The sequence below is a fragment of the Halochromatium roseum genome, assembly GCF_016653315.1.
Classification (GTDB): domain Bacteria; phylum Pseudomonadota; class Gammaproteobacteria; order Chromatiales; family Chromatiaceae; genus Lamprobacter; species Lamprobacter roseus.
The window spans coordinates 88,858-112,234 of sequence record NZ_NHSH01000010.1; the positions used below are offsets into that span (position 1 = coordinate 88,858).

The window sequence follows — 23,377 nt, forward strand, 5'->3', positions numbered from 1 at the left end:
ATGTGGGTAGCGGTTAGAGAATGAGCTGCCGCTCGATGAGCTGAATCGGATGCAAGACCTCGGTTGCAAGACCAGCACGGCGTAAGCGCGCAGCGAGGTGTAACGCGCATCCGGTGTTGGTCGTGACTAAGTAGTCCGGCTTGATCTCTTGGATTGCGTCAATCTTAGGCGCGGCCAAGGCCAGCGCATACTCCGGATGTTCGACGAGATAGGTTCCCGCAGCACCACAGCAAGTGTCGTTTCCGGGCAATGAGATCACGCAGAGTTCGGGGATGCGTCTGAGCAATGCATAGACGGCACCCTGATCACGCAACTGATTGCGATGTGAGCAGGGCTCATGCACAGCAACGGTTAGCGGTAATGGCTGCAGTCTGGCCGCGACCGGCCAAGGATGATCGAGCAGGAAACGGCAAACCTCGATGGCGTTGATCTGGCCCTGTTCTCGCAGTTCGGCAACACAGGCACTGGCGAGTCCAATCACTGGCCGCTGAGCGAAGGCCTGGGCATTGACGGCGGCCAACTGATCAGCGTCGGCGGGATAACCGTTATGACGATGGATGGCACCGCAACAGCCCTGTTCGTCCGGCACGAAGGGTGGGTAGCCAAGACGGGTTAGCAAGCGCAGGGCTGTGGACTCAAGCGGTTGATCAGTCAGCCGCGCGACACAACCACGAAAGAGTGCCGGGGCTGAGCCGGTTTCCCCTTCGGACGAGCGGACGGTGCGCGCCTGTCTTGATGCCAAACTGGACAGTCGGCTGAAGCTCGACCTAGAGAATGAGCTGACTGAGCCAGAGATCGAACCCGAGATCGAGCCTTGCGCGCCGCGATCAACGCTCATGCCCAATGGGATATGCTTCCGTGGCCAGCGCAATGCGCGCGCCAACGGGTGCAGAATCTGAAGGGCTGGCCAGTAGATCGAGGCGCGCCCGATCAACCCCTGCGGCAGCCGCAGCCACTGATAGCCGATACCCAGCACGGCGACGAGACGCAGCCCAAGCGGTCGTGTCAGCAGCGCAAGCCTGACTCGCCTCAGCCTGCGTTGCCAGATTGAGCGGCGTTGCTCGCGCACCGCACGGGCGCCGTCCATCAGCGTTCCATAGCGCACGAGCGACGGGCAACTTGGCTCGCAGGCGCGGCATTCTAGGCATTGGTCGAGATGAAACTGTACTCGCGGCCCATCCTCGATCGCGCCGCTAAGCCAACCTTGAATCAGCGCGATACGCCCGCGTGGCGACTCACCTTCGTCATGCGCGAGTTTGAAGGTCGGACAATGCGGCAGGCAATAGCCGCACTTAACGCACTGGTCAGCCAGGGTCAGCAGGTCGGCGATCTCTGGCGCGACGGCACCTGTTGGCCATTGGACTGGCTCAAGCTGGGCAGACGCGCTCATGGGTGCCCATGATGTCGCCGGCAGGTACGTTGCGATTTTGGCGCGTTAGCCGCACGCTCTAACCTCGGCACGAGCGCCGCTCGCGTCTTCCTTTGATCGAATTGGAGTCGTTGATAGTGTCCTATTACAAGCATCATCTGTTCATGTGTATCAATGAGCGCGCCGATGGCAGCCAGTGCTGCGCTCAGTGTAACGCGCAAGCGTCGCGCGACTTCTTGAAGAAACGCACCAAGGAGCTAGGGATCGCGGGTCAGGGTGGGGTTCGGATCAACACCGCCGGCTGTCTTGACCGTTGCAGTGAGGGGCCGGTGGCGGTCGTCTACCCAGACAATGTTTGGTACACCTACGTGGACAAGGAAGACCTCGAAGAAATCCTGCAGTCACACTTGATTAAGGGTGAGCCCGTAGAGCGGTTGCGCCTGGCTGACCTGATGTAGGTGGGGTGCCTGTTGGGAACTAGGCGGCGGCGGACTGGGCCGCCGACGCAGTGCTAGCAATCAATCCCGGAACAGGGTCTAGGCAAACCCTGTTCGAGCTTCTCATCCTCGCTGCTGCCGTACTCGCTGAGAGCTGGCAGTGGGCCGGTGCTGCGGCGGCCTGTCAACGGGCAGATTGCTCACGCACCGTCTTGATATCCCAAGCCTTGAGGATATCGGCGGCGATATCAGCAGATTCGAGGTTTTCGCCGACGACCTGCATCATGATACGGCCATCAAGCATCAAGGTTGCTTCAGCGCGCGCGGCCTCGGGCTCCCATTTCAACATTCCGGTCTCCCGACCAATACGGATGCGCTCGACGTTCGGTTGCGCTGCAAGCATGGCAGGATTATTGAAGAGCGAGGCCATGCCCTGAATCATAGGGTTATCCATGGTCAGTGTTGCAGTTAGGCTGCCGTTGCCATCGTCTTGGGTGTATTGCCGCTCCAAGATTGTGCCCATCGAACCGCCGAACAGTGCTGCGGCGGCACCGCCACCACCACTGTCAGATGTTCTATCCACTGGTAATGCCGACCAGCCCGCTGGAGCATCGGGAAAAGTTGCCGCGATGTCCTCTGAGATCAACTTCTTCAAGTCGCTGATCGCAAACTCAAGTTCGGTGATCGCAGCGCCGTATTCTTTGTTCTGATAAAGCTCCAGGCTCTGATTGATCTGCTCGATGATTTGATCTGCGAATACTGGCCCAGAAGTCACGCCAGCGAGCATCGTGGAGATCAGAAAAAGACGAACGGGATTCTTAAGTGTCAGTGTCAGCATCAGCGTTTTCTCCGGGTAAGCCCATAGGGACGAAGGTCTTTTCAAGGGCAATGGTGGTCGTTCTTGAGAGCAAGAGACACTATGCTACAGGCGAGAACGATAACCAGGAAGCGCTGCAGATCGATGCGCCAAACGGTATCTAATCAAACGATGGGATCGAGCTAGAGATCGGGAGACGAACTCCAACGATTGCTGTAGCCATAGATTAATGGCCTAGAGAGAATCTCAGAATCAGACTGGGGAGTTGCACTAGCCGATCCCGAGATTGGTGCCCAGGGACAGAATCGAACTGCCGACACGGGGATTTTCAGTCCCCTGCTCTACCAACTGAGCTACCTGGGCTCGAAGGGCAGGCCGGGCCGGGGAAGGCTCGGCGAAGCCCCTTATTAGACCGCGGTGAGGTCATCGCGTCAAGCCGTGCGGGCCGTTTTTTGGAATGAGTCACCATCATCTGGTTGTATATATGGCCGACATGACTTGGTGTTCAGCCAGATCTCGCCAGATCTCACCAGAGCGCGACTGAGGCTGAGGCCGCGACAGGATCGCTCCTCGCAGCGGATCGGGATAACGTCGACGTGAATCTTGGACGATTCATAGTCCGCTGTGGCGCCGCGCCATGGGCAATGGACAGCCACTTAGTAGATCAGGAAGGGCACGCGCTGTTCGAGCCACTCTTGCTCATCGTTGGCGAGCGGTTCGTCGAGGTCAGCGGGTTCAGTGGTGGCATCGTCAACCCATTCGCGTAACCTGGTGCCGCCGCTGAGAAGGTCGATGGCAAGGCGCTCGGTCTCGTATTCGTAAGGGAAGTCGCGCCAGATGGGGTAGTCTGGATACTCTAGGCGCAGGGCCTTGAGGAAGAGTGCGATGAGGCGGTACGGGCGGAAGCGCTGGTGATCGTAGTGGATGTTGTCGGTGTGGATCTGCAGGCCGCGGCAGAGCTGGCCTTGGTGTTTGTGGAAACAGGGCTCGAAGGCGCAGCACCGAAGCAGGACGCCTTGCATCCAGTCTGAGGCGAAGGTCTCCATGCGTTGCATCAGCCGACAGATATCCAACTCAGGCGCCCCGACCACCTCCAAGGGTGTTGTGGTGCCGCGCCCCTCAGAGAGATGGGTTCCCTCGAGCAGGACCGTGCCAGGGAAGCAGCGGGCCATGTTGAGGCTAGAGGCATTGGGACTCGGATTGACCCAGGGCAGCTCGTCGCGCGGCCAACCGTATCCGGGCGCGGCGTCGGGCTGGTAGCCGTCCATCGCGATCACCTCGCACTCAAGCTCGAGCCGTTTGTTGGCGATGAGCCAGCGAGCGAGCTCGCCGAAACTGAGCCCATGGCGCATTGGCAATGGGGCGATGCCGACAAAGCTGTGCCAGTCGTCCTCGAGCAGACTGCCCTCGACCGGTCGACCCGCGGGATTAGGGCGGTCGAGCACCCAGACCGTCTTGCCGTGCTTGGCACAGGCCTCGAGGACATAGGCGAGCGTGGTCACATAGGTGTAGATGCGCGTGCCAATGTCCTGGAGATCGACCAGCAGGACATCGAAATGATCGAGCATCGCGTCGCTGGGATAACGCACCTGCCCGTAGAGGCTGAACACCGGAATTTGGTGGATCGGGTCGACATAATCATCGGACTCGATCATGTTGTCCTGCTTGTCGCCACGCATGCCATGCTGAGGCCCAAAGGCGGCGGTGATCTGCAGGCCGCTCAGCGACATCAGTGCGTCCAGGCTATGGCGCCCGACATGGTTGACTGAAGCGGGATGGCCGAGCAAGGCGATGCGCCGTCCGACAAGGGGCCGCCGCAGGTTGCCGTCGGCGAGAAGACGATCGATTCCTAGGCGCATGGAGTGGTCACTAGCTCATGGGCAGACGGGACGCCGCTGAGATCTGGACGCGTCGAGGGGCGGCGCTTGTTTCAGGGTAGCGCTCTTTGCGCGTTGACCACCAAGAAGATGAAGCGATGGCTTCACCGTCGAGTGTTTGGTACCGGGGACGAGACTCGAACTCGTAAGGTGTTACCACCGGTGGATTTTGAGTCCACTGCGTCTACCAATTCCGCCACCCCGGCAGCGAACCTATAATTATAGCGCTTCTTTCCCCGAAGAGAATAGTCACAGTAGCAGGTTTGCCGATCAATATGATGCGCCGCTCCGATTTCCACTTCGATTTGCCCGATGAGTTGATCGCTCAACGACCCCTTGCCGAGCGCAGCGCTAGCCGCTTACTCGCCCTCGATGGCGCAACCGGTCGGCAGACCGACCTTCGTTTTCTTGATCTCCCGAGCCTGTTGCGGGCGGGCGATCTGCTCGTGTTCAACGACACCCGGGTGATCCCGGCGAGACTCTTCGCACGTAAATCCACCGGCGGCCAGGTTGAGGTGCTGATTGAGCGCATGGTCGACGATCGCGAGGCCTTCGCCCACTTGCGCGCGAGTAAGACGCCCCGGCCCGGTGCTGAGCTGCAGTTAGCTGATGGCGAACGGCTGCTGATCCTTGAGCGCGAAGACGACCTGTTTCGACTTCGCGCACTCGATACAGCCTTGCCGAAGCTGATGCAGCGCCATGGGCACATGCCACTGCCGCCCTATATTCGGCGCGCTGATGATGCGGCTGATATCGAGCGCTATCAGACCGTCTATGCGGCGCGTGAAGGGGCCGTTGCCGCGCCGACTGCTGGCTTGCATTTCGACCAGCCGATGCTCGACCGACTGGCTGCAGCAGGGATCAAGACCGCACAGATTACTCTGCACGTCGGCGCAGGCACCTTTCAACCGGTACGCGAGGAGGATCTAGACCGGCACCGGATGCATGCCGAATGGCTCGAGGTCAATGAGAAGGCCGTCGCGCAGATCGCGGCAACGCGAGCTGCCGGCGGTCGGATCATCGCTGTTGGCACGACCTCGGTCCGCAGCCTCGAGACTGCGGCCGCGGCAAGCGGCGCGGACAGCGCTGACAGTCAAGATCAACGCGCCGATGCGGTAACGCCGGATCATCTTGTGTCAGGGAAAGGCCCGCTTGGCCTGCGTCCTTATCGCGGTGAAAGCCGCTTGTTCATCCGCCCACCCTATCAGTTCCGCGTGGTCGACGCGATGATCACCAACTTCCATCTTCCCGGCTCGACGCTCTTGATGCTGGTGTCGGCGTTTGCCGGCCATGAGGCGGTCATGGCGGCCTACAGCCACGCTGTTTCTCAACGGTATCGGTTCTTTAGCTACGGGGATGCGATGTTTCTGACGCGTGCGTAGCGCTGACTTGCGGTAGAACTGTGCAAAACAGTGTGCAAAACCTTTGTAATCGGCAAAAAAAAGCGCGGCAAGTGCCGCGCTCTAAAGATTACCACCAAAGGAGGATGGAGGAGTGCACCAGAGGACTGCGAACCTCCAGTGCATCGCTAGTTTCTTAAATACTAATCCTATTGTCAAGGCCGAGCGCTGCATCGCTACCACCTGAGTCTCAGTCTAGTCATACTTTGAGGCAGAAACGGGAACCAGTTCGCATTGATGCTACATGTTTGAAACATGTCTGCAAGATGTCCGTAACATGTCGGCTCCATTCGGTGCCACGCATGCTAACCTCACCCGGCCACACCGGTCGCCGGCTCTGGATAGCGCACACCGCAGCCGCCATGCCCACAGTATCCGCCTGGGTTTTTCGCCAGATATTGCTGGTGATAGTCTTCCGCGTAATAGAAGCTTGGCGCCATTTGGATCTCGGTGGTAATGGTCAGGTGCCGGCCGGCTTCTGTTAGCGCCTGCTGGTAGTGGTTCAAGCTTTGCCGCGCCGCTTCAAGTTGCGACTGGTCGAACGGGTAGATTCCGGAGCGATATTGGGTGCCGACATCATTGCCCTGGCGCATCCCTTGGGTTGGGTCATGGCCCTCCCAGAAGGTCCGAAGCAACTGCTCAAACGCGATTTGTGTCGGGTCGTAAACGACCAACACCACCTCGTTATGGCCGGTGTAGCCGGAACAAACCTCATCGTAGGTCGGGTTCGGCGTCCGGCCGCCAGCGTAGCCGACGGCGGTGCTGTAGACCCCTGGCAGGCTCCAATAGGCCTTTTCCGCGCCCCAAAAACAACCCATGCCAAAGAGCACCTGCTGCAGGGTCTCAGGGAAGGGTGGCTGCAGTGGATGACCGAGCACGGCATGCCGGTTGTTGATTGGCATCGGCGTGTCGCGGCCGCGGAGGGCCTCGCTTGCGGTTGGCAGCTCGGTCTTTTTGCGAAACATGAACATTTGCATAGCCTCGAACAGTCGGAGTTAGACGAAGATGCCGCGGCGAGCGCACGCGATCTCTGCCCGAGGTTTGGGCGCCGCGGCTCAAGCCAAGCGTATCCTTGCTCTGATCGCCGCTGTTCTTGTTACCTGACCTTGACGCACAATGAGCGCGCCGTCGCTCGCGGAGCGCGCTCATTAACTCGAAATGCTCTACGCTGCATCGCCAGCCTATATCGCCAGGCTCTCGACGTCGGTTGCAGCAACAGGCCCACAACAGAATCCTGAACGCTCGCATGTCTGCTTGGCATCATCTTCGCTTAATCACCGTTGACCTTGACGATACGGTTTGGCCCTGTGCGCCAGTCATCCAAGCCGCGGAAACCGCGCACTACGCCTGGCTCGCCGCCCAAGCCCCTCGCCTAGCGCAGCGCCACGATCTTGAGAGTCTGCGCGCTAATCGCCGTGTCCTGATGCAAACCCGCCCGGACATCGCTCATGACGTGACCGCGCTGCGGCATGTGTCGTTGCTGAGCCTGCTGAGCGAGCTCGGCTATTCCGAGCAGCACGCCAATGCGTTGGCAGATGGCGCGATGCGCGCCTTCCGTGTGGCACGCAATCAGGTTGAACCCTATCCGGACGTCGCTGCAGTCTTGGCTCGGCTGCGCCGCCACTGCCCGTTAGTCGCGGTCACGAATGGCAATGCGCAGATCCAGCACACCCCGCTTCGCGATACCTTCAACCACTGTCTCACCGCGGCCGATGCCGGTGCCGCTAAGCCAGACCCAGCGCTCTTCGAGTTAGCGATGCGCTGGGCTGATGCCAGGCCTGAGCAAACCCTGCACATCGGCGATGATCCCGCGCTCGATGTCGAGGCGGCCCGGGCCGTGGGGCTTGCTGCCATCTGGGTGAATCGGACCGGGCGCGCCTGGCCCACTGAGCTTCAGCCGCCGCTATTGGAGGTGGCGGAACTGACCGCGGCCGAGGCCTGGCTTGGCCTCGGGGAGACCGAGTGATGAGCCTAGTATTTGAGCGCTTGGCGAGCGATGGCTTAGCCCGGCGCGCTCGCCTCACCCTGCCACGCGGCAGCATCGAGACCCCAGCCTTCATGCCCGTTGGTACCTACGGCACGGTCAAGGGCATGACACCGGAGGAGCTGCGTGAGATCGGCGCCGAGATCATCCTCGGCAACACCTTCCATCTGATGCTGCGGCCCGGGACCGAGATCATCGAACCGTTTGGCGGTCTGCATCGGTTCATGCACTGGGATGGCCCCATCCTGACCGATTCGGGTGGCTTCCAGGTCTTCAGCCTCGGCGAGCTGCGCAAGATCAGCGAGCAAGGCGTCCATTTCCGCTCGCCGATCGACGGCAGCCCCGTGTTCCTGGGCCCTGAAGAGTCCATGGCGGTGCAGCGGGCGCTTGGCTCCGATATCGTCATGATCTTCGACGAGTGCACGCCCTATCCGGCCAGTGACGAACAGGTGCGTGCCTCGATGGAGCTTTCACTGCGTTGGGCCAAGCGCTGCAAGCAGGCGCATTCGGGCAATCCAGCCGCGCTCTTCGGCATTGTCCAGGGTGGCATGTCGCCGGCACTGCGCTCGGCCTCGCTAACCGGCCTGGTCGAGATCGGTTTCGATGGCTACGCAGTTGGTGGACTCTCAGTCGGCGAGCCGCGCGAAGATCGGCTGCGGGTGCTTGATCATCTCGCGACCGAGCTGCCGGCTGAGCATCCTCGCTACCTCATGGGTGTCGGCAAGCCCGCTGACATCGTCGAGGCCGTCGCACGCGGGATCGATCTCTTCGATTGCGTGATGCCAACCCGCAACGCCCGCAACGGCCACCTCTTCGTGCGCGGTGGTGTTTTGCGAATTCGCAACGCTCGCTACAAAAATGACGAACGTCCGCTTGATCCGCGCTGTGGCTGCTACACCTGCCAGCACTACAGCCGCGCCTATCTGCATCATCTGGAGCGTTGCAACGAGATCCTAGGTGCTCGTCTGAACACCATCCACAATCTCGCCTTCTATCAGGACCTGATGCGCGCGCTGCGCGAGGCCATCGCCGCAGGCGCATTCGCGGCCTTCGCGGCCCAGTTCTCTGCGCATGAGGATATGCCATAATAGCGGGCTAGATCACTGCTGAATCGCGCGCATAGCGCGGCCTAAGAGGAACCCTCTGATGAGCTTTTTCATCTCTGACGCGCTGGCCCAGGCCGAAGGCGCTCCCGCTGGCGACCCGTTGCTGGGGCTGCTGTTCCCGATTGGCCTCATCATCATCTTGTATTTCTTGATGATTCGGCCACAGATCAAACGTCAAAAGGAACACAAGCGCCTGGTTGAAGGGCTGGGCAAAGGCGATGAGGTCGTCACCATGGGTGGCGTCGCCGGGCGTATCACCGACCTCGGCGACAATTTTGCGCAGGTCGAAGTGGCCGATAACGTGATCATCAAGATCCGCCGCCAAGCGATCGAGGCGGTGCTGCCGAAGGGATCGTTGAAAGATCTTTGAGCGAATCGTCGCACTGGGGGGCAACGGCTCCTCAGTCACGCCCGCCGACGCCGCTTGACACAGCGGACTTTGCTTGCCCTGAGCCAGTGCTTCAGGCAACCGGATGCCGCTCCCGCTTAACCGCAGCTTCAACGCGCGTGACCATCTTCCATAACCATGCGCTCGTTCACGGCTTGACCGCGCTCTGATCGTGCTGTTCGCCGCAAATTTCCGCCACTGAAAGACACACCCCATGAATCAGTATCCACTTTGGAAGAATTTGCTGATCCTGGCTGTCATCCTCTTCGGCCTGATCTTGGCATTGCCAAACCTGTTTTCGCAGGACCCGGCAATCGAGATCAAGGCGGAAACGGGTGAGGTCAGTGCTGCGACTCGGGCTGAGATCGCGGCGGCAATGGAGAACGCCGGCGTGCCGGTGAAGGCGATCGAAGCGCGCGAAGCTGGCCGAGCCCTGATCCGTTTCGAGAAGCCGAGTGACCAACTGCGCGGTCAAGCAACCCTCGAGCGGACCCTGGGCGACCGCTATCAGCATGCGCTGACACAATCTCCGGATCTCCCTGGCTGGGTTGAAGCACTCGGGTTGCAGCCGATGTTCCTCGGCCTTGATCTTCGCGGTGGTATCCATGTGTTGATCGATGTCGATATGGATGCGGCGGTGACACAGGCGCTCGAACGCTTCACCGGTGACATCCGTACCCTGTTGCGCAACGATCGCATCCGCTATCTGACGGTTGGCCACGAGAACGGCCGCATCGCGGTCCGCTTCCGCGAGGAGCCAGTCCGGGATGAGGCGGCCAAGCTGATCCGGCGAGAGTTTCAAGATCTAGAGGTGACGACGGGTAGCGAAGGCGGCGATTACTACGTCTACGCCATCCTGCCACCGGCCAAGCAAGCAGAGATCAAAGGCTTCGCGCTCCAACAAAACATCACCACGCTGCGCAACCGCGTCAACGCGCTGGGCGTCGCCGAGCCGATCATCCAGCGCCAGGGTGAGCGTCGCATCATCGTCCAGCTGCCCGGCGCTCAAGACCCAGCCCGCCTTAAGGATCTGCTAGGGGCGACAGCTACCCTCGAATACCGCTTGGTCGACACCGAGCACAACGTACAGGATGCGCTTGATGGTCGGGTACCGGTCGGTGCCGCGCTCTACTACGAGCGCAACGGCCAGCCGATCCTGCTCAAACGCCGAGTCATCGTCACCGGCGACCAGATCACCAGCGCCGCGGCTGGCTTCGACCAACAAAGCGGCTCGCCAATGGTGAGCGTCAGTCTCGACGGCCAGGGTGCTCGCCAGATGCGCCGGGTGACCACCGAGAACGTCGGCAAGCCGATGGCCGTGGTGTTCATCGAATCCCGCACGGTCACGCGCATCGTCGATGGCGAGCCGGTGAAAGAACGGGTTCGCAGCGAGGAGGTGATCAGCGTTGCCAACATCCTCGAGCCCTTTGGCCGACGCTTCCAGACCACCGGCCTCGACAGCTCCGAAGAAGCGCATACCCTCGCCTTGTTGCTGCGCGCTGGCGCGCTAGCGGCACCGATCGAGATCGTCGAGGAGCGCACCATCGGCCCAAGCCTCGGCCAGGACAATATCGATCAGGGCTTCCGCTCGGTGCTCATCGGACTCTCCCTGGTCGTCATCTTCATGGCCTTGTACTACCGCGTCTTCGGGCTGGTGGCCGATGTGGTGCTGGTGGTCAACCTGGTGCTGATCATCGCCGTGCTCTCGCTGCTGCAGGCAACGCTCACCATGCCCGGTATCGCCGGTATCGTCTTGACCGTGGGCATGGCCGTCGACGCCAATGTGCTGATCTTCGAGCGCATCCGCGAGGAGATCCGCAACGGCAGCACGCCGCAGGCGAGCATCCACGCCGGTTATGACAAGGCGCTGTCCACCATCGTCGATGCTAATGTGACCACCTTGATCGCGGCTATCGTCCTGTTCAGCTTCGGTACCGGGCCGGTCAAGGGCTTCGCGGTCACCCTGTTCATCGGCATCCTCACCTCGATGTTCACCGCCATTCTCGGATCTCGGGCGTTGATCAACCTGATCTACGGCGGGCGTCGCGTGAAGCGGCTCGCGATCTAACTGATCATCTCACCAGGAGCACCCCTATGGCGCACGCCCAAATCCTCAAAGAGTCCAACATCGACTTTCTCGGTAAACGACGCATTGCAGCGATCGTCTCCGGGGCGCTGATGGTTATCTGCCTGTTATCGATCCTGTTACGCGGCTTCAACTTTGGCCTCGATTTCACCGGCGGTACCGTGATCGAGCTCGGCTATGAGCAGCCAGTCGAAGTCGCCGCCATCACCACGACGTTGGCCGAAGCAGGCATCGTCGACGCAACTGTCCAATACTTCGGCTCGAACCGCGACATCCTGATCCGCATTGCCCCACAAGAAGGTGAAGAGGCCAGTGCTGAGCTGAGCGATCGCGTGTTCCGGCTGCTCAGCGCAAATGCCGAGACCGCGATCGAGCTGCGGCGGGTTGAATTCGTCGGGCCACAAGTCGGCGAGGAGCTGCGCGAGCAGGGTGGTTTGGCGGTGCTGTTCGCGCTGATTGGTATCCTGGTCTATGTCGCGCTGCGATTTGAGTGGCGACTGGCGGTGGGCGCGGTCGCCGCTCTGATGCACGATGTGCTGTTCACCATCGGCCTGTTCTCGATCTTCTACATCCCCTTCGATCTGACGGTGCTCGCGGCGGTGCTCGCCGTCATCGGCTACTCGCTCAACGACACCATCGTCATCTTCGACCGCATTCGCGAAAACTTCCGCAAGATGCGTAAGGGCACGGTGATCGAGATCAGCAATCGCTCGGTCAATCAGACCCTGTCGCGCACCATCATCACCTCCGGAACCACGCTGCTGGTGCTACTGGCGCTCTACTTCCTCGGCGGCGCCGCCATCGCTGGCTTCTCACTGGCGTTGATCATCGGCGTCTTGGTAGGTACCTACTCGACCATCTATATCGCTACCGCCGCCGCCGTTTGGTTGGGCTTAAGCCGAGCCGATCTGATGCCAGTAGAGAAAGAAGGCAAGGTGGTGGATGACCGCCCATGAGTACTGATGCAAGTGCTGATACGCCGATGACAACCTCTGCACCACTGGCGGTTGGTGCCGCGGCTCTGAACAGCCTGCGCGAACTCAAGCCAGGTAGCTTCATCTTCGAGCGTCCAGCGGCGCTGCCGCCCGCCTTCTGCGACGAGGTCATCGCCCGCTTCGAAGCCAATCCAGCGCAACAGTATGCCGGTCGCGTCGGCCAGTTGCGGGAAGAAGACGCCTCGGTGAAGAAGACAACCGATCTAGTTGTCAGCAATAAGGACGACTGGAAAGACGTCGATCGAATGTTCTTTCGCTCGCTCGGCGCCGCCATGCTGGAGCTGCGCGAGGCCTTTCCCTACTTCAAAGGGCCATTCAAGGACATCGGCTATCAGGTCCAGCGCTATCGCGCCGGCGAGTACTATCATTGGCATATCGACGGTGGCAGCCACGAACTCAGTCAACGCCAGCTCGTGGCCCTCTGGTATCTCAATGATGTGCCCGGCCCAGGCGGCGAGACCGACTTTCTGTTTCAACAGCTCAGCGTGCGACCAGAGCGTGGAAAGCTCGTGTTATTTCCCCCGTTCTGGACCCATGAGCATCGGGCAGCGGAGTTACGGGCAGGGCTCAAATACATTGCCACGACCTGGGTCGTCTTTGCCTGAGGCCTCAATTCCGACACGATGTCGACCAACGCCCCGATCACAGCGCCGCGCCTCCTCGCGATCATTGAGCTGGGCGGCTATCCCAACTTCAACCCGCTCTATCGTCGGCTTGGCTTCGACACCGAGCTGGTCAGCTCGCAACGCAAGGCACAAGCCGCCCTCAAACGCCAGCTCCCGGACGTCATCGTTGCCGAGTACAATTTCCAATCGGATTTTCGTGATCGCACTAGCAATCTCGAGACCCTGATGGCACGGCTGCAGCGTCACCCGCAGGTGCGTGTCATCGCTATCTATCAGCCCGACCACCGGCACAAACTCGACCTGCTGCTTGAGCGCTTTCCGCTCTTTGCGACGCTGCCACTACCCGTCAGCGAGACCGATATGGAGGCAGCGCTCCAGCGCCTGTTGAAAGGGCCATCTTGATACCGCCGCCGTCGGTCCTTTGACTCAAGGGGATTTCAGCAGACTTAGACAAGCGGCTGGCGGCTCTGGGCGCGGCTTCGGTTTGGCCGATGATCCGCCGCGCGGCGACCGAGACTGCGGACTGAACCACCAGGCAAGTTCGGAGCCGCAGCCGCTTCCCCGAGCGATGGGCGCCTGCCCTTGGCAGTTCGGGCTATCTGCTGGGCATTTCAGCCGCACATGCATGTGTGCATCGTGCCCCCACCAGGGTCGCAGTTTACGCAGCCAAGGCGCATCGGGGTCGCTGCGGCAGAGCGCGCGCTTGATGCCTGGATTGACGAGGATACGGTCGACGTCTGGATGTTCGGCCGCGCGCTTGATCAAGAACTCCTGATCCGCTCCCCAGGCCGAATTGGGCTGAAGACCATGTTTGCCAAGCAGGCTTGGCGGATCACGGACTTCGGGGGTGTCTTGCCAGGCTTGGCGAGGCGAATCAGCCAGGGTGAGCCAGATATCAACGTCCAGCCCGTTCTGATGACTGACATGCGAGGACGCCATCCGCCCACCCCGGGGCTGGGCGAGGTCACCGATCATGATCAGGCGACCACCGGTGTGCTCCGAAACCGCTGCCCCCAACACTTCAATCAAGCCGATCGTCTTGACGTGCCCGTAGTAGCGATTTCGATGGCGACGGATACTGACGAAGCCTTCGCCGCTTGGTGGTAGCGCGAGAGCACCGCGAAGGCATCCGTTTGAGGGTCCGCCGATCGCTTCGACGCGGCCCGTGGCGGTGGTCTGCACCTGAGACCAGGGTGTCTCAGCAGCCAGGCTAGTCTCGAGGGCCACTAACGAAAGCAGTCCCAACCCCAGTCGCACAGCGCTCATCATGCTGAGTCTGCGGCCAGTACCGAGCGCCCAACCAACGGGCATCACCCGCCGCCATGCGAGAAGATGACGCGATTGCTGTACCCAAAGCCGACAAGATAGAGAGATCATCAGCGCGTTCCTGATCGATGCGCCATTCAATGGCGACAAATAAGCGATCAGTATAACGTCAGCCAGGGCATCAGGGCGTGGTGCCGCGATAACGCCTGCAACGCCGCCGGTCACATAGCCGAGCTATGCTCCCGGCGACGCTTCTTGATGGCAGACGAAGAGCCCCACGCCATTCGGTACAAGCGTTTCTAGCAATCGCCTAAGCCGCTTCCGCTTCCTTACGCTTAGCGCCGATGCGTTTCGTGAGCAGAGCACCACGCATCGAGAGCAGCACAAAGGTGCTCGCGATAAAGCCCGCCACCGCAACACCAATACTGATCGATAGCGTCTTGCTCTGCGCACCGTCGATGCCGAAGGTTTCGCCGATGTAGAGCAGCACGGCGTTATCGGCCGGTACGGCGAGGAGATAGGCGCAGAACACCAGGAACAGGCTGAAGAAGAACAGCTTGAAGTCGAGGTGAATCGCAGCCAGCAATGTTGTGAAGGCGATCAGGTAGATCACGATCGTGGTGTACTGCTGGGCATCAATCGCCCCACGTAACCCTTGGTTATTGGCGACATACAGAAGGGTGAACAGAGCCCCCCAATGGATCACCTGCTTAATCAGGTACCAGGCCCGGACCTCGTTCGAGAGATAAGACTGACTCCAACCCGAGATCAAGGAGATCACCGCGATGACCGCGCCGAAGTATTCCCAGTACTCGATGGTACCTGCCATATCGTTCTGGCTCAGCCAAAACAAGACGACCGCGCTGACAAATAAGACGATCTGCGGCAACAGCGAAAGCAGCAGGGGGGATTGATAACGCTTGCGCTTGACCTTGGGTTTGGGTTTGGGCTTGGCAGGCGTTGCACTGGGAACGGCAGTAGCTTCAGGCACGACGAGTCCTCCAACTGGACCTGTAGTGAAGGGGACCGACAGTCACAACCGTCGAGGTACAGGGTAGACCTCAACACGACGTCGCGCTAAAACCGACACCGCTATCGCGACGCGGGACCGCCGGAAGTGACAAGCTCCGCCTAAGTGTAAACCCTTTTCAGATTGTGTGTAGTCTGATTGACACAAAAAAATTCAAAAAGTGTCAATACAAATAGACACCCGAGCATGAGGAAGATCAAAATGGCCAGATCAACGGCACTAGGGCGACCGTGATCAGGCCGATCAGCGCCGTGAGGGGGATGCCGATTCGCATGAAATCAGCGAAGCGATAGCCGCCAACGTTGAACACCATCAGGTTGGTCTGATAGCCGATCGGCGTGGCGAAGCTCGCTGAGGCGCCCACCATCAAGGTCACCAGGAACGGGACCGCACTCACCTCCATCAGCCGCGCACTATCGATCGCAACAGGGAACAGCAAGACCGCCGCGACATTGTTGGTTGCCAGCGCGGTCAGCAATGCTGCCGCAACAAACAGCAGCCCCAGGGCGAGCCAGGGGACACCGCCGGCAAACTCGATCAGCGATCCCGCCAGCAGTGCGGCGGCGCCCGTCTTCTCCAGCGCGGCACCGATACCAAACGAGGTCGCGATCACGATCAGCACCTGCCAGTCTGGTGCGCGCCGAGCGACTCGATCGGGTGTGCAGCGGGTCAGGATCATCGCCCCGGCAGCCAGCAGCGCAGCCTCCAGCATGCTGAGCAGCTCAAGGGTGACGACGGCAACCATCGCGACCACGATAGCAATCGCGATCGGCGCCCGATCGTGGCTGAGCGGGTGTTCATCACCAAACTGACTCACGACGAGGAAGTCTTTGGAATTGCGCTGCTGTAGCAGGAAATCGGGACGCGTCTCGAGCAGCAATGTATCGCCGGCCTCGAGGATGATGTCGCCAATCTTCCGCTCCACCCGCTCGCCGTTACGCGACAGCGCCAAGATGACCGCATTGTAGTAGCCGCGAAAGTGGCCCTTGCGCACACTGGAGCCCACCAGCGGACACTTATTCGAGATGACGGCCTCGACGAAGCAGCGGTCCTGGCGGGGTCCACCGAGCTTATAGACCTGTTTCGTCGCCGGCATCAGACCACGGATGCGGTGCAATTCGACCACCGAATCGAGGATGCCAGCAAACACCAGTCGATCGCCCGCCGCAAGCAGCACCTGCGGCGAGACGGCCGGCATGATCTGCCCATCGCGCTCGATCTCGGCGAGGAACAGGCCTGGCAGCTGGCGCAGTCCGGCGGCCTCGATACTCTTGCCGGCCAGCGGGCTATCCGCGTTGACCAACATCTCGGTGGTAAAGCGGCGGACGTCCTCGAAACGTTCGGTGGCCGTCGCCCGTTTTGGCAACAACCAACGCGCACTGAGGAGGATGAATGCCAAGGTCGCAAACACTAATGGCAGCCCGATCCAGGCAAGCTCGAACAGCCCGAAGCCAGGCCCCTCGACTTGACTGCTGTAGAGGCCATTCACGACCAGATTGGTGCTAGTGCCGATCAGGGTACAGGTGCCACCGACGATGCTGGCGAAGCTGAGCGGGATCAGCAGTCCGGAGAGCGACAACCGATGTCGACGCGCCCAGTCGGCAACCGCCGGGATGAAGATCGCGACCACGGCGGTATTGTTGAGAAAGGCGCTGAGCCCCGCAGCCGGCAGCATCAGGCGTAACCGCGCATTGTTTTCGCCCTTGGGGCGGCCGAGCAGCGTCTGGCCGATCCAACCCACTGCCCCGGTCTCCTTGAGGCCGGACACCACCATGTAGAGAACGGCAACGGTGAGCATGCCCGGGTTGGCAAAACCGGCGAGGGCCTCGCTCGGCGTTAACACGCCAGTCACCAGTAAAACAGTGAGCGCCCCCGATGTGATCACATCGGGGGCCATGCGCGTGCGGAGAAAAAGAACGAACGAGAGCACGACCAGCCCAAGGCTGAGCCATCCTTGCCAACCGAGCTGGATGATTCCGTCCATGCCGGCCGACGCCACTCCGATCAGCGTTGTTGTAAGGCCTCGTAGCGCGCCTTGAAGGCTTGTTGGCGGAGCCGCTCGGCCTCAGCCTCGGTGGCAATGAGCGGGGAGTCTTGCCAGTTACCGCTAGCGTGATCCATGACGGAAAACCGATACGCCTTGCCGACCTTGAAGACTTGAGTCACATCCTGCCCGGCCTGTGCCATCGCCTGCATCTTGTTCAGTCCGGATGGCAGGCCTGAATGGGCGGCTGACGCCGCACCAGTCCCAGACGCAGCCCCAGTTTCGGCAGTCGCATTGCCTGCTGTGGAGCTTGCCGGCTTCTCATGCGGGGTCGTCTGCCTAGCGTCTGCATCACTCAGCCCGGGTGCTTCACTGAACCGGAACTGGTTGTTCTGTATCTCACCCTGGAGATCAAGCTCGACGCTCTCGACCTGGGGCAACCTGCTGAGGATATAGCCAGCCATCAGCATGCCCAGCTTTTCGTTCTCTTTCTCGAGCGCGGTCAGGAGCTTGTCGGCGATGATCTGGCAGCGTTGCAGCCGATCCGGCGCCTCGACCCACTCGCGGCTCATCTGCCAGCCCTGGTCCATATCTCGGTCTAGCTGGTCAAAAAACTCATCGCCGCGCTCGATCACGGGATCGGGCACGTTCAGGGTGTAAACTTGCTCATCAATGATGGCCTTGAGGATCATCCGGCCCTCCAACGTCTCTGCGTGATCGCGATCAGGCGACCGATTCTATACCGAACTCAGTGGCCATGTCGGCGCCGACCACCTTTATGGCGCGTCACCATCCGGCACGTCACCGTCCCCTGAATATCAAGCGTCTGTTTCAGGGTCTCCTTTCGACAACTGCTTGTAAGCTTGTCTTATGCTGCTCACCATTCCCGGCCTATTGAATCCCGCTCAGGTCCAGAAGATCCAAGAGCTCCTCGCTGACGCCGAATTCGTCGATGGCAAGCTCAGTGCCGGCTTCGCCGCCTCGCGGGTCAAGCACAACGAGGAGATGCGCCAAGAACCAGAGCGTATGAAGTTACTGGTGCGCATCCTCATGGCCAGCCTCGGCCACAACGAGCGCTTCCGCTTCGGCGCCCTGCCGCATCGTGTCGCCGACCCGATCTTCGCCCGCTATCGCCCCGGCATGACCTATGGCGACCATGTCGATGATCCGATCATGGGCAGCACTGGGCCGCGCTTTCGCAGCGATGTCTCGATGACGCTGTTCCTCAACGCGCCAGACACCTACGATGGCGGCGACTTGGTGATGCGCACGCCGTTTGGCGACCGACGCGTGAAGCTGCCCGCCGGCGATGCCGTGATCTATCCCTCCTCGAGCCTGCATCAGGTCGCTGAGGTCACGCGCGGAGAGCGTCTGGTGGCGCTCACCTGGATACAAAGCTACGTGCGCGATCCCGCTCAACGGGAGCTGCTTTTCGAACTCAACCAGGCGCGTGAAGTCTTGCTAAAAGAGGCGCCGACCGCGGACCACACGGCCTTGGTCGACCGCAGCTATTCCAACCTTGTGCGGATGTGGAGCGACCTTTAACAGGCATTAGGCCGCACGCGCGGCCTGCCCCTTCATCTTGTTCACGATCGCATAGACGCCGACGTGTCGATTTGGGCTCAGATGCTCTTCGAGTTGCAGCCCTTCGAACAGGGCATCGACATCGAGGGCCTCGATCTCGGCCGCGGTCTTGCCTGAGAACAGCCCGACCAACAACGCGACCACGCCTTTGATGATCGCTGTGTCGCAATCACCATCGAAGCGGATCGCGCCGCTCTCGGGCTTTGCAACCACATGCACCGTGCTCATGCACTCCATCACCCGGTTGGCATCGATCTTGTCGGCCGGCTCCATCGCTGGGAGCCGCTCGCCGATCTCAACCAGATACTGGTAGCGCTGGTCCCAGTCGCCTAGCAAGTCAAAGGTATCGATGATGTCTTGGATCGATTCGTCGGCCATGAGCCTAGCTTCCGTGGTTGCGATCAGAGGTTGCGATCAGACGCTAAACGACTCGCCGCAGCCGCACTCGTCCTTGACATTCGGGTTACGAAACTCGAAGCCCTCGTTGAGCAGGCTCGACTTGACGAAGTCGACCTCCATCCCTTCCAGCCGCGGCAGGCTAGCCTCGTCGACGACGACCTTCACACCGTGACTTTCAAAAATATGGTCGCTGTCACCGCAGTCGTCAGCGTAGTCGACAACGTACGCGAAGCCTGTGCAACCGCTCTTGCGTGTTCCGATGCGCAGCCCGACGCCATGGCCACGCTGTTGAAGCATCTTGTTGACGTGGCTCGCGGCCGCGTCGGTCAAAGTGACTGCCATCTCTAGATTCCTCGAGTCGTATCAGACGATGCCCTGCTAGTGCCTTTCGTTGGAGCAAATTTCAAGGGCCGATCACCCTCCGACTGGCTAATGGCGATGCTCGGTTCCAAGCCCGGAGGCGTGCGCCGACATATCCATCAGTCCCCGCATCAAGGTCGCCCGCTCCCCCAACGGAACCGTCTCGAGCAACGCCTGCTTGTCCTCCGCGTCCAGTGGCAGGTGCGTGCAGAGGAGATTGACCAGGTCGGTGTCGGCCATGTTGCTCACGTCGTCCCAAGGGATTTCCACGCTGCGCCGATCGCAGAATGCTCTCAGTGAGCCCATGAACCGATCCCGCTCAGCCAGGCCTGCCTCATCGTCCTCCAGGTCGAGCGCGAACACCTGCCAATCCGGCTTGATCCGCCGAAAACCGTCCTGCATCGGCAGCTCTTGCACGACCTTGAACCGGCACAGCCCTGTCAGCACCAGGATGATCCGACCATCGTTGGTCTCACTGTAAGAGGTGATGCGCCCAGCGCAGCCGACCCGATGGATATCGAGCTGTTCATCCTCAGCCGGCCCGCGCGGCTGCACCATGCCGACAAGATGATCGCTCGCCAGCGCCGCCTGCACCAGCGCGAGGTAGCGCGGCTCGAAGATGTTCAGCGGCAGCTGCACCCCTGGCAGCACCACCGCCCCGCTCAGTGGAAAGATTGGCAACACGTCTGGCAGGTCCGCAAGACGCTGAAGAAAGGGGCTGCGCATAGCGCGAATCTCCGTTGCTCGCTCAGTATCTAACCCAATCATCGGACATGGGGTCGATCGCGGCTGCGCTCAAAGCCCAATCCTCAGAGCCCGATCCTAAAAGCCCGACCCCAGCGGTTCAAAAACCTTCGCAGACGCAACAAGCACCCGCTTCCGATGACACTCGCCGAAATGGCCTCAAAACGTCATAATACCCGCCGACCATCCAGCGCTGAGCCCCTGCGGTCAGCAGCGCACCTCCAAACCGCCCGGATGGTGAAATTGGTAGACACAAGGGACTTAAAATCCCTCGGCGCAAGCCGTGCCGGTTCGAGTCCGGCTCCGGGCACCATTTCTCCCCCGAAACCTCCAAGGTCGTGCGGCGATAGCCTTGTTTGCGCTTGCGCTCTGACCCTTGGTGGCGCCCTATGCAGGTCTTTTCTCGATCAACGGAAGACCCCTTCGATGTACGAAAACGCATTCAACGGCATCGAGCGCGACCTACGCGCCGAGGAAGGCATCAGCAACGAGCTGGACTATGTCGAGCAGATCTCCTGGGTGCTATTCCTCAAGTACCTGCACGACCTCGAGACCGAGCGCCAAGACCGCGCCGAACTCAACGGTGAGACCTACCGACCGATCATCGGCAGCGGCTTTCGCTGGGACCGCTGGGCGGCGCCCAAGAAAGACGGCGCCTTCGACCACAACGCGGCCCTGATCGGCGACGACCTGATCGATTTCATCGACGACAAGCTATTCCCCTACCTGGGCTCGTTCCGGCGGTCGGCACTCAGCGCCCGGACCATCGAATACAAGATCGGCGAGGTCTTCACCGAGCTGCGCAACAAGTTCCGCTCCGGCTACATCCTGCGCGACGTGCTGGAGATCGTCGACGGGCTCTCATTCAACACCCAGGCACAGCGCTACGAACTCTCGGAGCTGTACGAGACGCGCATCCGCCGCATGGGCAATGCCGGGCGCAATGGCGGCGAGTATTACACCCCGCGCCCGCTGATCCGCGCCATGGTGCAAGTGACCGCACCCCGGATCGGCGAGACCATCTACGATGGCGCGGTCGGCTCCGCCGGCTTCCTCTGCGAAGCCTACAACCACCTGCGCCACGACAAGCTCAGCGCCTCCGAGTACGAGACCCTGCAGACACGCACATTCTTCGGTCAGGAGAAGAAATCGCTGGCCTACGTCATCGGCATCATGAACATGGTGCTGCACGGCATCGAGGCGCCGAACATCGTCCACACCAACTCGCTCAACGAGAACCTGATGGACATCCAAGAGCGCGACCGCCATGACCTCATCCTCGCCAATCCGCCCTTTGGTGGCGGCGAGCGGCGCGAGGTGCAGCAGAATTTCCCGATCAAGACCGGCGAGACCGCCTACCTGTTCTTGCAGCACTTCATGCGCAAGCTCAAGGCCGGCGGTCGCGCGGCCGTGGTGATCAAAAATACCTTCCTCAGCAACACCGACAACGCCAGCGTCGCGCTGCGCAAAGAGCTGCTGGACAGCTGCAAGCTGCACACCGTGCTCGACTGCCCGCAAGGCACCTTCCAGGGCGCCGGCGTCAAGACCGTGGTGCTGTTCTTCGAGAAGGGCGCACCAACCCGTGACATCTGGTTCTACCAGCTCGATCCTGGTCGCAATTTGGGCAAGACCAACCCGCTCAACGATGACGACCTGGTCGAATTCGTCAACCTGCAACGCGATCGCGCCGATAGCCCCAAGAGCTGGACCCTGAGCCGGGATGATCTCGATGAGACCACCTTCGATCTGTCGGTGAAGAACCCGAACGCACCGGAAACGGCACCGCTGCGCTCGCCTGAGGAGATCATTGATACGATGCTGGCAAGGGATGCCGAAACGGCGGCGATCTTGCAGAAGATCAGGGGGTTGTTATGAAGGCGGGGTGGAAAACAAAGACGCTCGGTGAGGTTGCTGACGTTGTCAACGGAGGAACTCCTAAGTCAAAGGTCCAATCCTATTGGAATGGGGATATCCAATGGCTTACACCGAAGGACATGGGGCAGATGTTAGGCCGAACAGTATCCGAGACACCTAGGACCATTTCAAAGGAAGGCCTGGCCAATTCATCTGCGCGGCTAGTTCCAGAAAAGTCTGTAATTTTGTCAACCCGCGCTCCTATTGGACACCTTGCTATCAATTCAACACCGATGGCTTTTAACCAAGGCTGTCGAGGCATTGTTCCTCGTGAATCATTGTATTACCTCTATCTTTATCACTTTCTCGATGCGATAAAGAAGACTCTTAACGATCTAGGAGCCGGCACGACATTCAAAGAACTTTCAGCCACAAACCTAAAATCCATCTCAATCCCCCTCCCCCCACTCGAAGAACAAAAGCAAATCATCGCCATTCTGGACGAGGCGTTCGAGGGACTGGATCGCGCCCGTGCGAATGTGGAAGCGAATTTAGAGGAATCTCGGCAACTACTATTAAGATATCTGGATATTAAAATCGAAGAATACATTAGTCGCTTCGGTATTATTCCGATCAACAAACTTGCCGATGTGAAGGGCGGCAAAAGGCTCCCTAAAGGATTCAAGCCGAAAGCAGAAAAGACCCCTTACCCTTATATCACAGTGCGTGACTTTACTGAGGAAGGTACAGTTTCCGCATTAGGCCTTGGGTTTATCTCCGAAGAGATTAGAGAAACGATCCTCCGCTATACAATTAGCAGTCGGGACGTTTATATAAGTATCGCTGGAACAATTGGAAAGACAGGGATCGTACCAGATCACTTGGACGGAGCTAACCTGACAGAAAATGCTGCAAAGTTGGTGCTCAAGGAAGGCTGGCACAAAAGACTTGTGACCAAATAATAATCGTTTTCTCATTGAAAAACATAGTTATTTTTGAGGTTGGCCAACCCTGCAACGACCAAGATCACCTGATCAGCCATGCGAGTAGCACGATTTCTGAACGTGTTGG

The 23,377-nt window shown here is 60.1% G+C and carries 23 protein-coding genes and 3 tRNA genes; 13 read left to right on the top strand and 13 right to left on the bottom strand.

Annotated features, from left to right (window positions below):
* Window positions 1–13: 13 nt before the first annotated feature.
* Entirely contained in the window at window positions 14–1,390 is a 1,377-nt protein-coding gene (locus tag CCR96_RS01480; RefSeq protein WP_201215379.1) for a (Fe-S)-binding protein, read from the bottom strand.
* A 116-nt stretch (window positions 1,391–1,506) separates the two neighbouring features.
* Here CCR96_RS01480 and CCR96_RS01485 point away from each other — a divergent pair, with 116 nt between their 5' ends.
* Window positions 1,507–1,827 carry a (2Fe-2S) ferredoxin domain-containing protein gene (locus CCR96_RS01485; protein ID WP_201215381.1) on the top strand — a complete coding sequence of 107 codons (321 nt, stop codon included), beginning with the start codon at window positions 1,507–1,509 and terminating at the stop codon, window positions 1,825–1,827.
* A 163-nt stretch (window positions 1,828–1,990) separates the two neighbouring features.
* Here CCR96_RS01485 and CCR96_RS01490 read toward each other — a convergent pair whose 3' ends face one another.
* The 4 genes from CCR96_RS01490 to CCR96_RS01505 all read right to left on the bottom strand — a co-directional run bounded on the left by CCR96_RS01490 (window position 1,991) and on the right by CCR96_RS01505 (window position 4,706).
* A complete protein-coding gene (locus CCR96_RS01490; protein ID WP_242518311.1) occupies window positions 1,991–2,644 on the bottom strand; it encodes a hypothetical protein in 654 nt (217 codons plus the stop codon).
* A 266-nt stretch (window positions 2,645–2,910) separates the two neighbouring features.
* A tRNA-Phe gene (locus tag CCR96_RS01495) sits at window positions 2,911–2,986 on the bottom strand.
* A 293-nt stretch (window positions 2,987–3,279) separates the two neighbouring features.
* A complete protein-coding gene (locus CCR96_RS01500) occupies window positions 3,280–4,482 on the bottom strand; it encodes an exo-beta-N-acetylmuramidase NamZ family protein (RefSeq protein ID WP_201215383.1) in 1,203 nt (400 codons plus the stop codon).
* A 137-nt stretch (window positions 4,483–4,619) separates the two neighbouring features.
* Window positions 4,620–4,706 (bottom strand) — tRNA-Leu (locus CCR96_RS01505).
* A gap of 72 nt (window positions 4,707–4,778) precedes the next feature.
* Here CCR96_RS01505 and queA point away from each other — a divergent pair.
* Window positions 4,779–5,882 carry a tRNA preQ1(34) S-adenosylmethionine ribosyltransferase-isomerase QueA gene (gene queA, locus CCR96_RS01510; RefSeq protein ID WP_201215385.1) on the top strand — a complete coding sequence of 368 codons (1,104 nt, stop codon included), beginning with the start codon at window positions 4,779–4,781 and terminating at the stop codon, window positions 5,880–5,882.
* A gap of 329 nt (window positions 5,883–6,211) precedes the next feature.
* On the opposite strand, the gene msrA is transcribed toward queA, so the two are convergent.
* Window positions 6,212–6,871 (bottom strand): peptide-methionine (S)-S-oxide reductase MsrA, encoded by a 660-nt coding sequence (gene msrA / locus CCR96_RS01515; RefSeq protein ID WP_201215387.1) that lies wholly within the window; start codon window positions 6,869–6,871, stop codon window positions 6,212–6,214.
* 275 nt (window positions 6,872–7,146) lie between these two features.
* Between msrA and CCR96_RS01520 the strand changes: the two genes are divergently transcribed.
* The 7 genes from CCR96_RS01520 to CCR96_RS01550 all read left to right on the top strand — a co-directional run bounded on the left by CCR96_RS01520 (window position 7,147) and on the right by CCR96_RS01550 (window position 13,487).
* Entirely contained in the window at window positions 7,147–7,866 is a 720-nt protein-coding gene (locus CCR96_RS01520; RefSeq protein ID WP_201215389.1) for an HAD family hydrolase, read from the top strand.
* Window positions 7,866–8,972: a tRNA guanosine(34) transglycosylase Tgt gene (gene tgt / locus CCR96_RS01525; protein WP_201215391.1), complete on the top strand. Its 1,107-nt coding sequence runs from the start codon at window positions 7,866–7,868 to the stop codon at window positions 8,970–8,972. Before CCR96_RS01520 ends, tgt begins: the two co-directional genes overlap by 1 nt.
* Before the next feature lie 58 nt (window positions 8,973–9,030).
* Complete coding sequence (yajC, locus tag CCR96_RS01530) at window positions 9,031–9,360, top strand: preprotein translocase subunit YajC (RefSeq protein ID WP_201215393.1); 330 nt, start codon at window positions 9,031–9,033, stop codon at window positions 9,358–9,360.
* Window positions 9,361–9,592: 232 nt separating this feature from the next.
* The gene (secD, locus tag CCR96_RS01535) at window positions 9,593–11,446 is read left to right on the top strand and encodes a protein translocase subunit SecD (RefSeq protein ID WP_201215395.1); all 1,854 of its coding nucleotides are present in this window, start codon (window positions 9,593–9,595) and stop codon (window positions 11,444–11,446) included.
* Between the two features lie 26 nt (window positions 11,447–11,472).
* Entirely contained in the window at window positions 11,473–12,420 is a 948-nt protein-coding gene (gene secF, locus CCR96_RS01540; RefSeq protein WP_201215397.1) for a protein translocase subunit SecF, read from the top strand.
* Window positions 12,417–13,064, top strand: coding sequence for a 2OG-Fe(II) oxygenase (locus CCR96_RS01545; protein ID WP_242518313.1), 648 nt, complete (start codon window positions 12,417–12,419; stop codon window positions 13,062–13,064). Before secF ends, CCR96_RS01545 begins: the two co-directional genes overlap by 4 nt.
* A gap of 18 nt (window positions 13,065–13,082) precedes the next feature.
* Entirely contained in the window at window positions 13,083–13,487 is a 405-nt protein-coding gene (locus tag CCR96_RS01550; RefSeq protein WP_201215399.1) for a hypothetical protein, read from the top strand.
* Between the two features lie 24 nt (window positions 13,488–13,511).
* Here the strand turns inward: CCR96_RS01550 and mepA are convergent, their stop codons facing one another.
* The 4 genes from mepA to CCR96_RS01570 all read right to left on the bottom strand — a co-directional run bounded on the left by mepA (window position 13,512) and on the right by CCR96_RS01570 (window position 18,057).
* Complete coding sequence (gene mepA, locus CCR96_RS01555) at window positions 13,512–14,354, bottom strand: penicillin-insensitive murein endopeptidase (protein WP_201215401.1); 843 nt, start codon at window positions 14,352–14,354, stop codon at window positions 13,512–13,514.
* A gap of 307 nt (window positions 14,355–14,661) precedes the next feature.
* Window positions 14,662–15,342, bottom strand: coding sequence for a hypothetical protein (locus CCR96_RS01560; RefSeq protein WP_338035792.1), 681 nt, complete (start codon window positions 15,340–15,342; stop codon window positions 14,662–14,664).
* Window positions 15,343–15,577: 235 nt separating this feature from the next.
* Complete coding sequence (locus CCR96_RS01565) at window positions 15,578–17,365, bottom strand: SLC13 family permease (protein ID WP_201215403.1); 1,788 nt, start codon at window positions 17,363–17,365, stop codon at window positions 15,578–15,580.
* A 20-nt stretch (window positions 17,366–17,385) separates the two neighbouring features.
* Complete coding sequence (locus CCR96_RS01570) at window positions 17,386–18,057, bottom strand: hypothetical protein (protein ID WP_201215404.1); 672 nt, start codon at window positions 18,055–18,057, stop codon at window positions 17,386–17,388.
* Between the two features lie 178 nt (window positions 18,058–18,235).
* On the opposite strand from CCR96_RS01570, the gene CCR96_RS01575 reads away from it, so the two are divergent.
* Entirely contained in the window at window positions 18,236–18,910 is a 675-nt protein-coding gene (locus tag CCR96_RS01575; RefSeq protein WP_201215406.1) for a Fe2+-dependent dioxygenase, read from the top strand.
* Window positions 18,911–18,916: 6 nt separating this feature from the next.
* Here CCR96_RS01575 and CCR96_RS01580 read toward each other — a convergent pair whose 3' ends face one another.
* From CCR96_RS01580 to CCR96_RS01590, 3 genes are all read right to left on the bottom strand, one after another.
* Window positions 18,917–19,327 (bottom strand): SufE family protein, encoded by a 411-nt coding sequence (locus tag CCR96_RS01580; protein WP_201215408.1) that lies wholly within the window; start codon window positions 19,325–19,327, stop codon window positions 18,917–18,919.
* Window positions 19,328–19,363: 36 nt separating this feature from the next.
* Complete coding sequence (locus tag CCR96_RS01585; protein ID WP_201215410.1) at window positions 19,364–19,690, bottom strand: HesB/IscA family protein; 327 nt, start codon at window positions 19,688–19,690, stop codon at window positions 19,364–19,366.
* Between the two features lie 87 nt (window positions 19,691–19,777).
* Window positions 19,778–20,434 (bottom strand): LON peptidase substrate-binding domain-containing protein, encoded by a 657-nt coding sequence (locus CCR96_RS01590; RefSeq protein ID WP_201215418.1) that lies wholly within the window; start codon window positions 20,432–20,434, stop codon window positions 19,778–19,780.
* Between the two features lie 246 nt (window positions 20,435–20,680).
* Here CCR96_RS01590 and CCR96_RS01595 point away from each other — a divergent pair.
* The 3 genes from CCR96_RS01595 (at window position 20,681) to CCR96_RS01605 (ending at window position 23,268) form a co-directional block, all read left to right on the top strand.
* Window positions 20,681–20,765: transfer RNA gene (locus CCR96_RS01595), tRNA-Leu, on the top strand.
* A gap of 113 nt (window positions 20,766–20,878) precedes the next feature.
* The gene (locus tag CCR96_RS01600) at window positions 20,879–22,327 is read left to right on the top strand and encodes a class I SAM-dependent DNA methyltransferase (RefSeq protein ID WP_201215435.1); all 1,449 of its coding nucleotides are present in this window, start codon (window positions 20,879–20,881) and stop codon (window positions 22,325–22,327) included.
* Window positions 22,324–23,268 carry a restriction endonuclease subunit S gene (locus tag CCR96_RS01605; RefSeq protein WP_201215437.1) on the top strand — a complete coding sequence of 315 codons (945 nt, stop codon included), beginning with the start codon at window positions 22,324–22,326 and terminating at the stop codon, window positions 23,266–23,268. Before CCR96_RS01600 ends, CCR96_RS01605 begins: the two co-directional genes overlap by 4 nt.
* The last annotated feature ends 109 nt before the right edge of the window (window positions 23,269–23,377 follow it).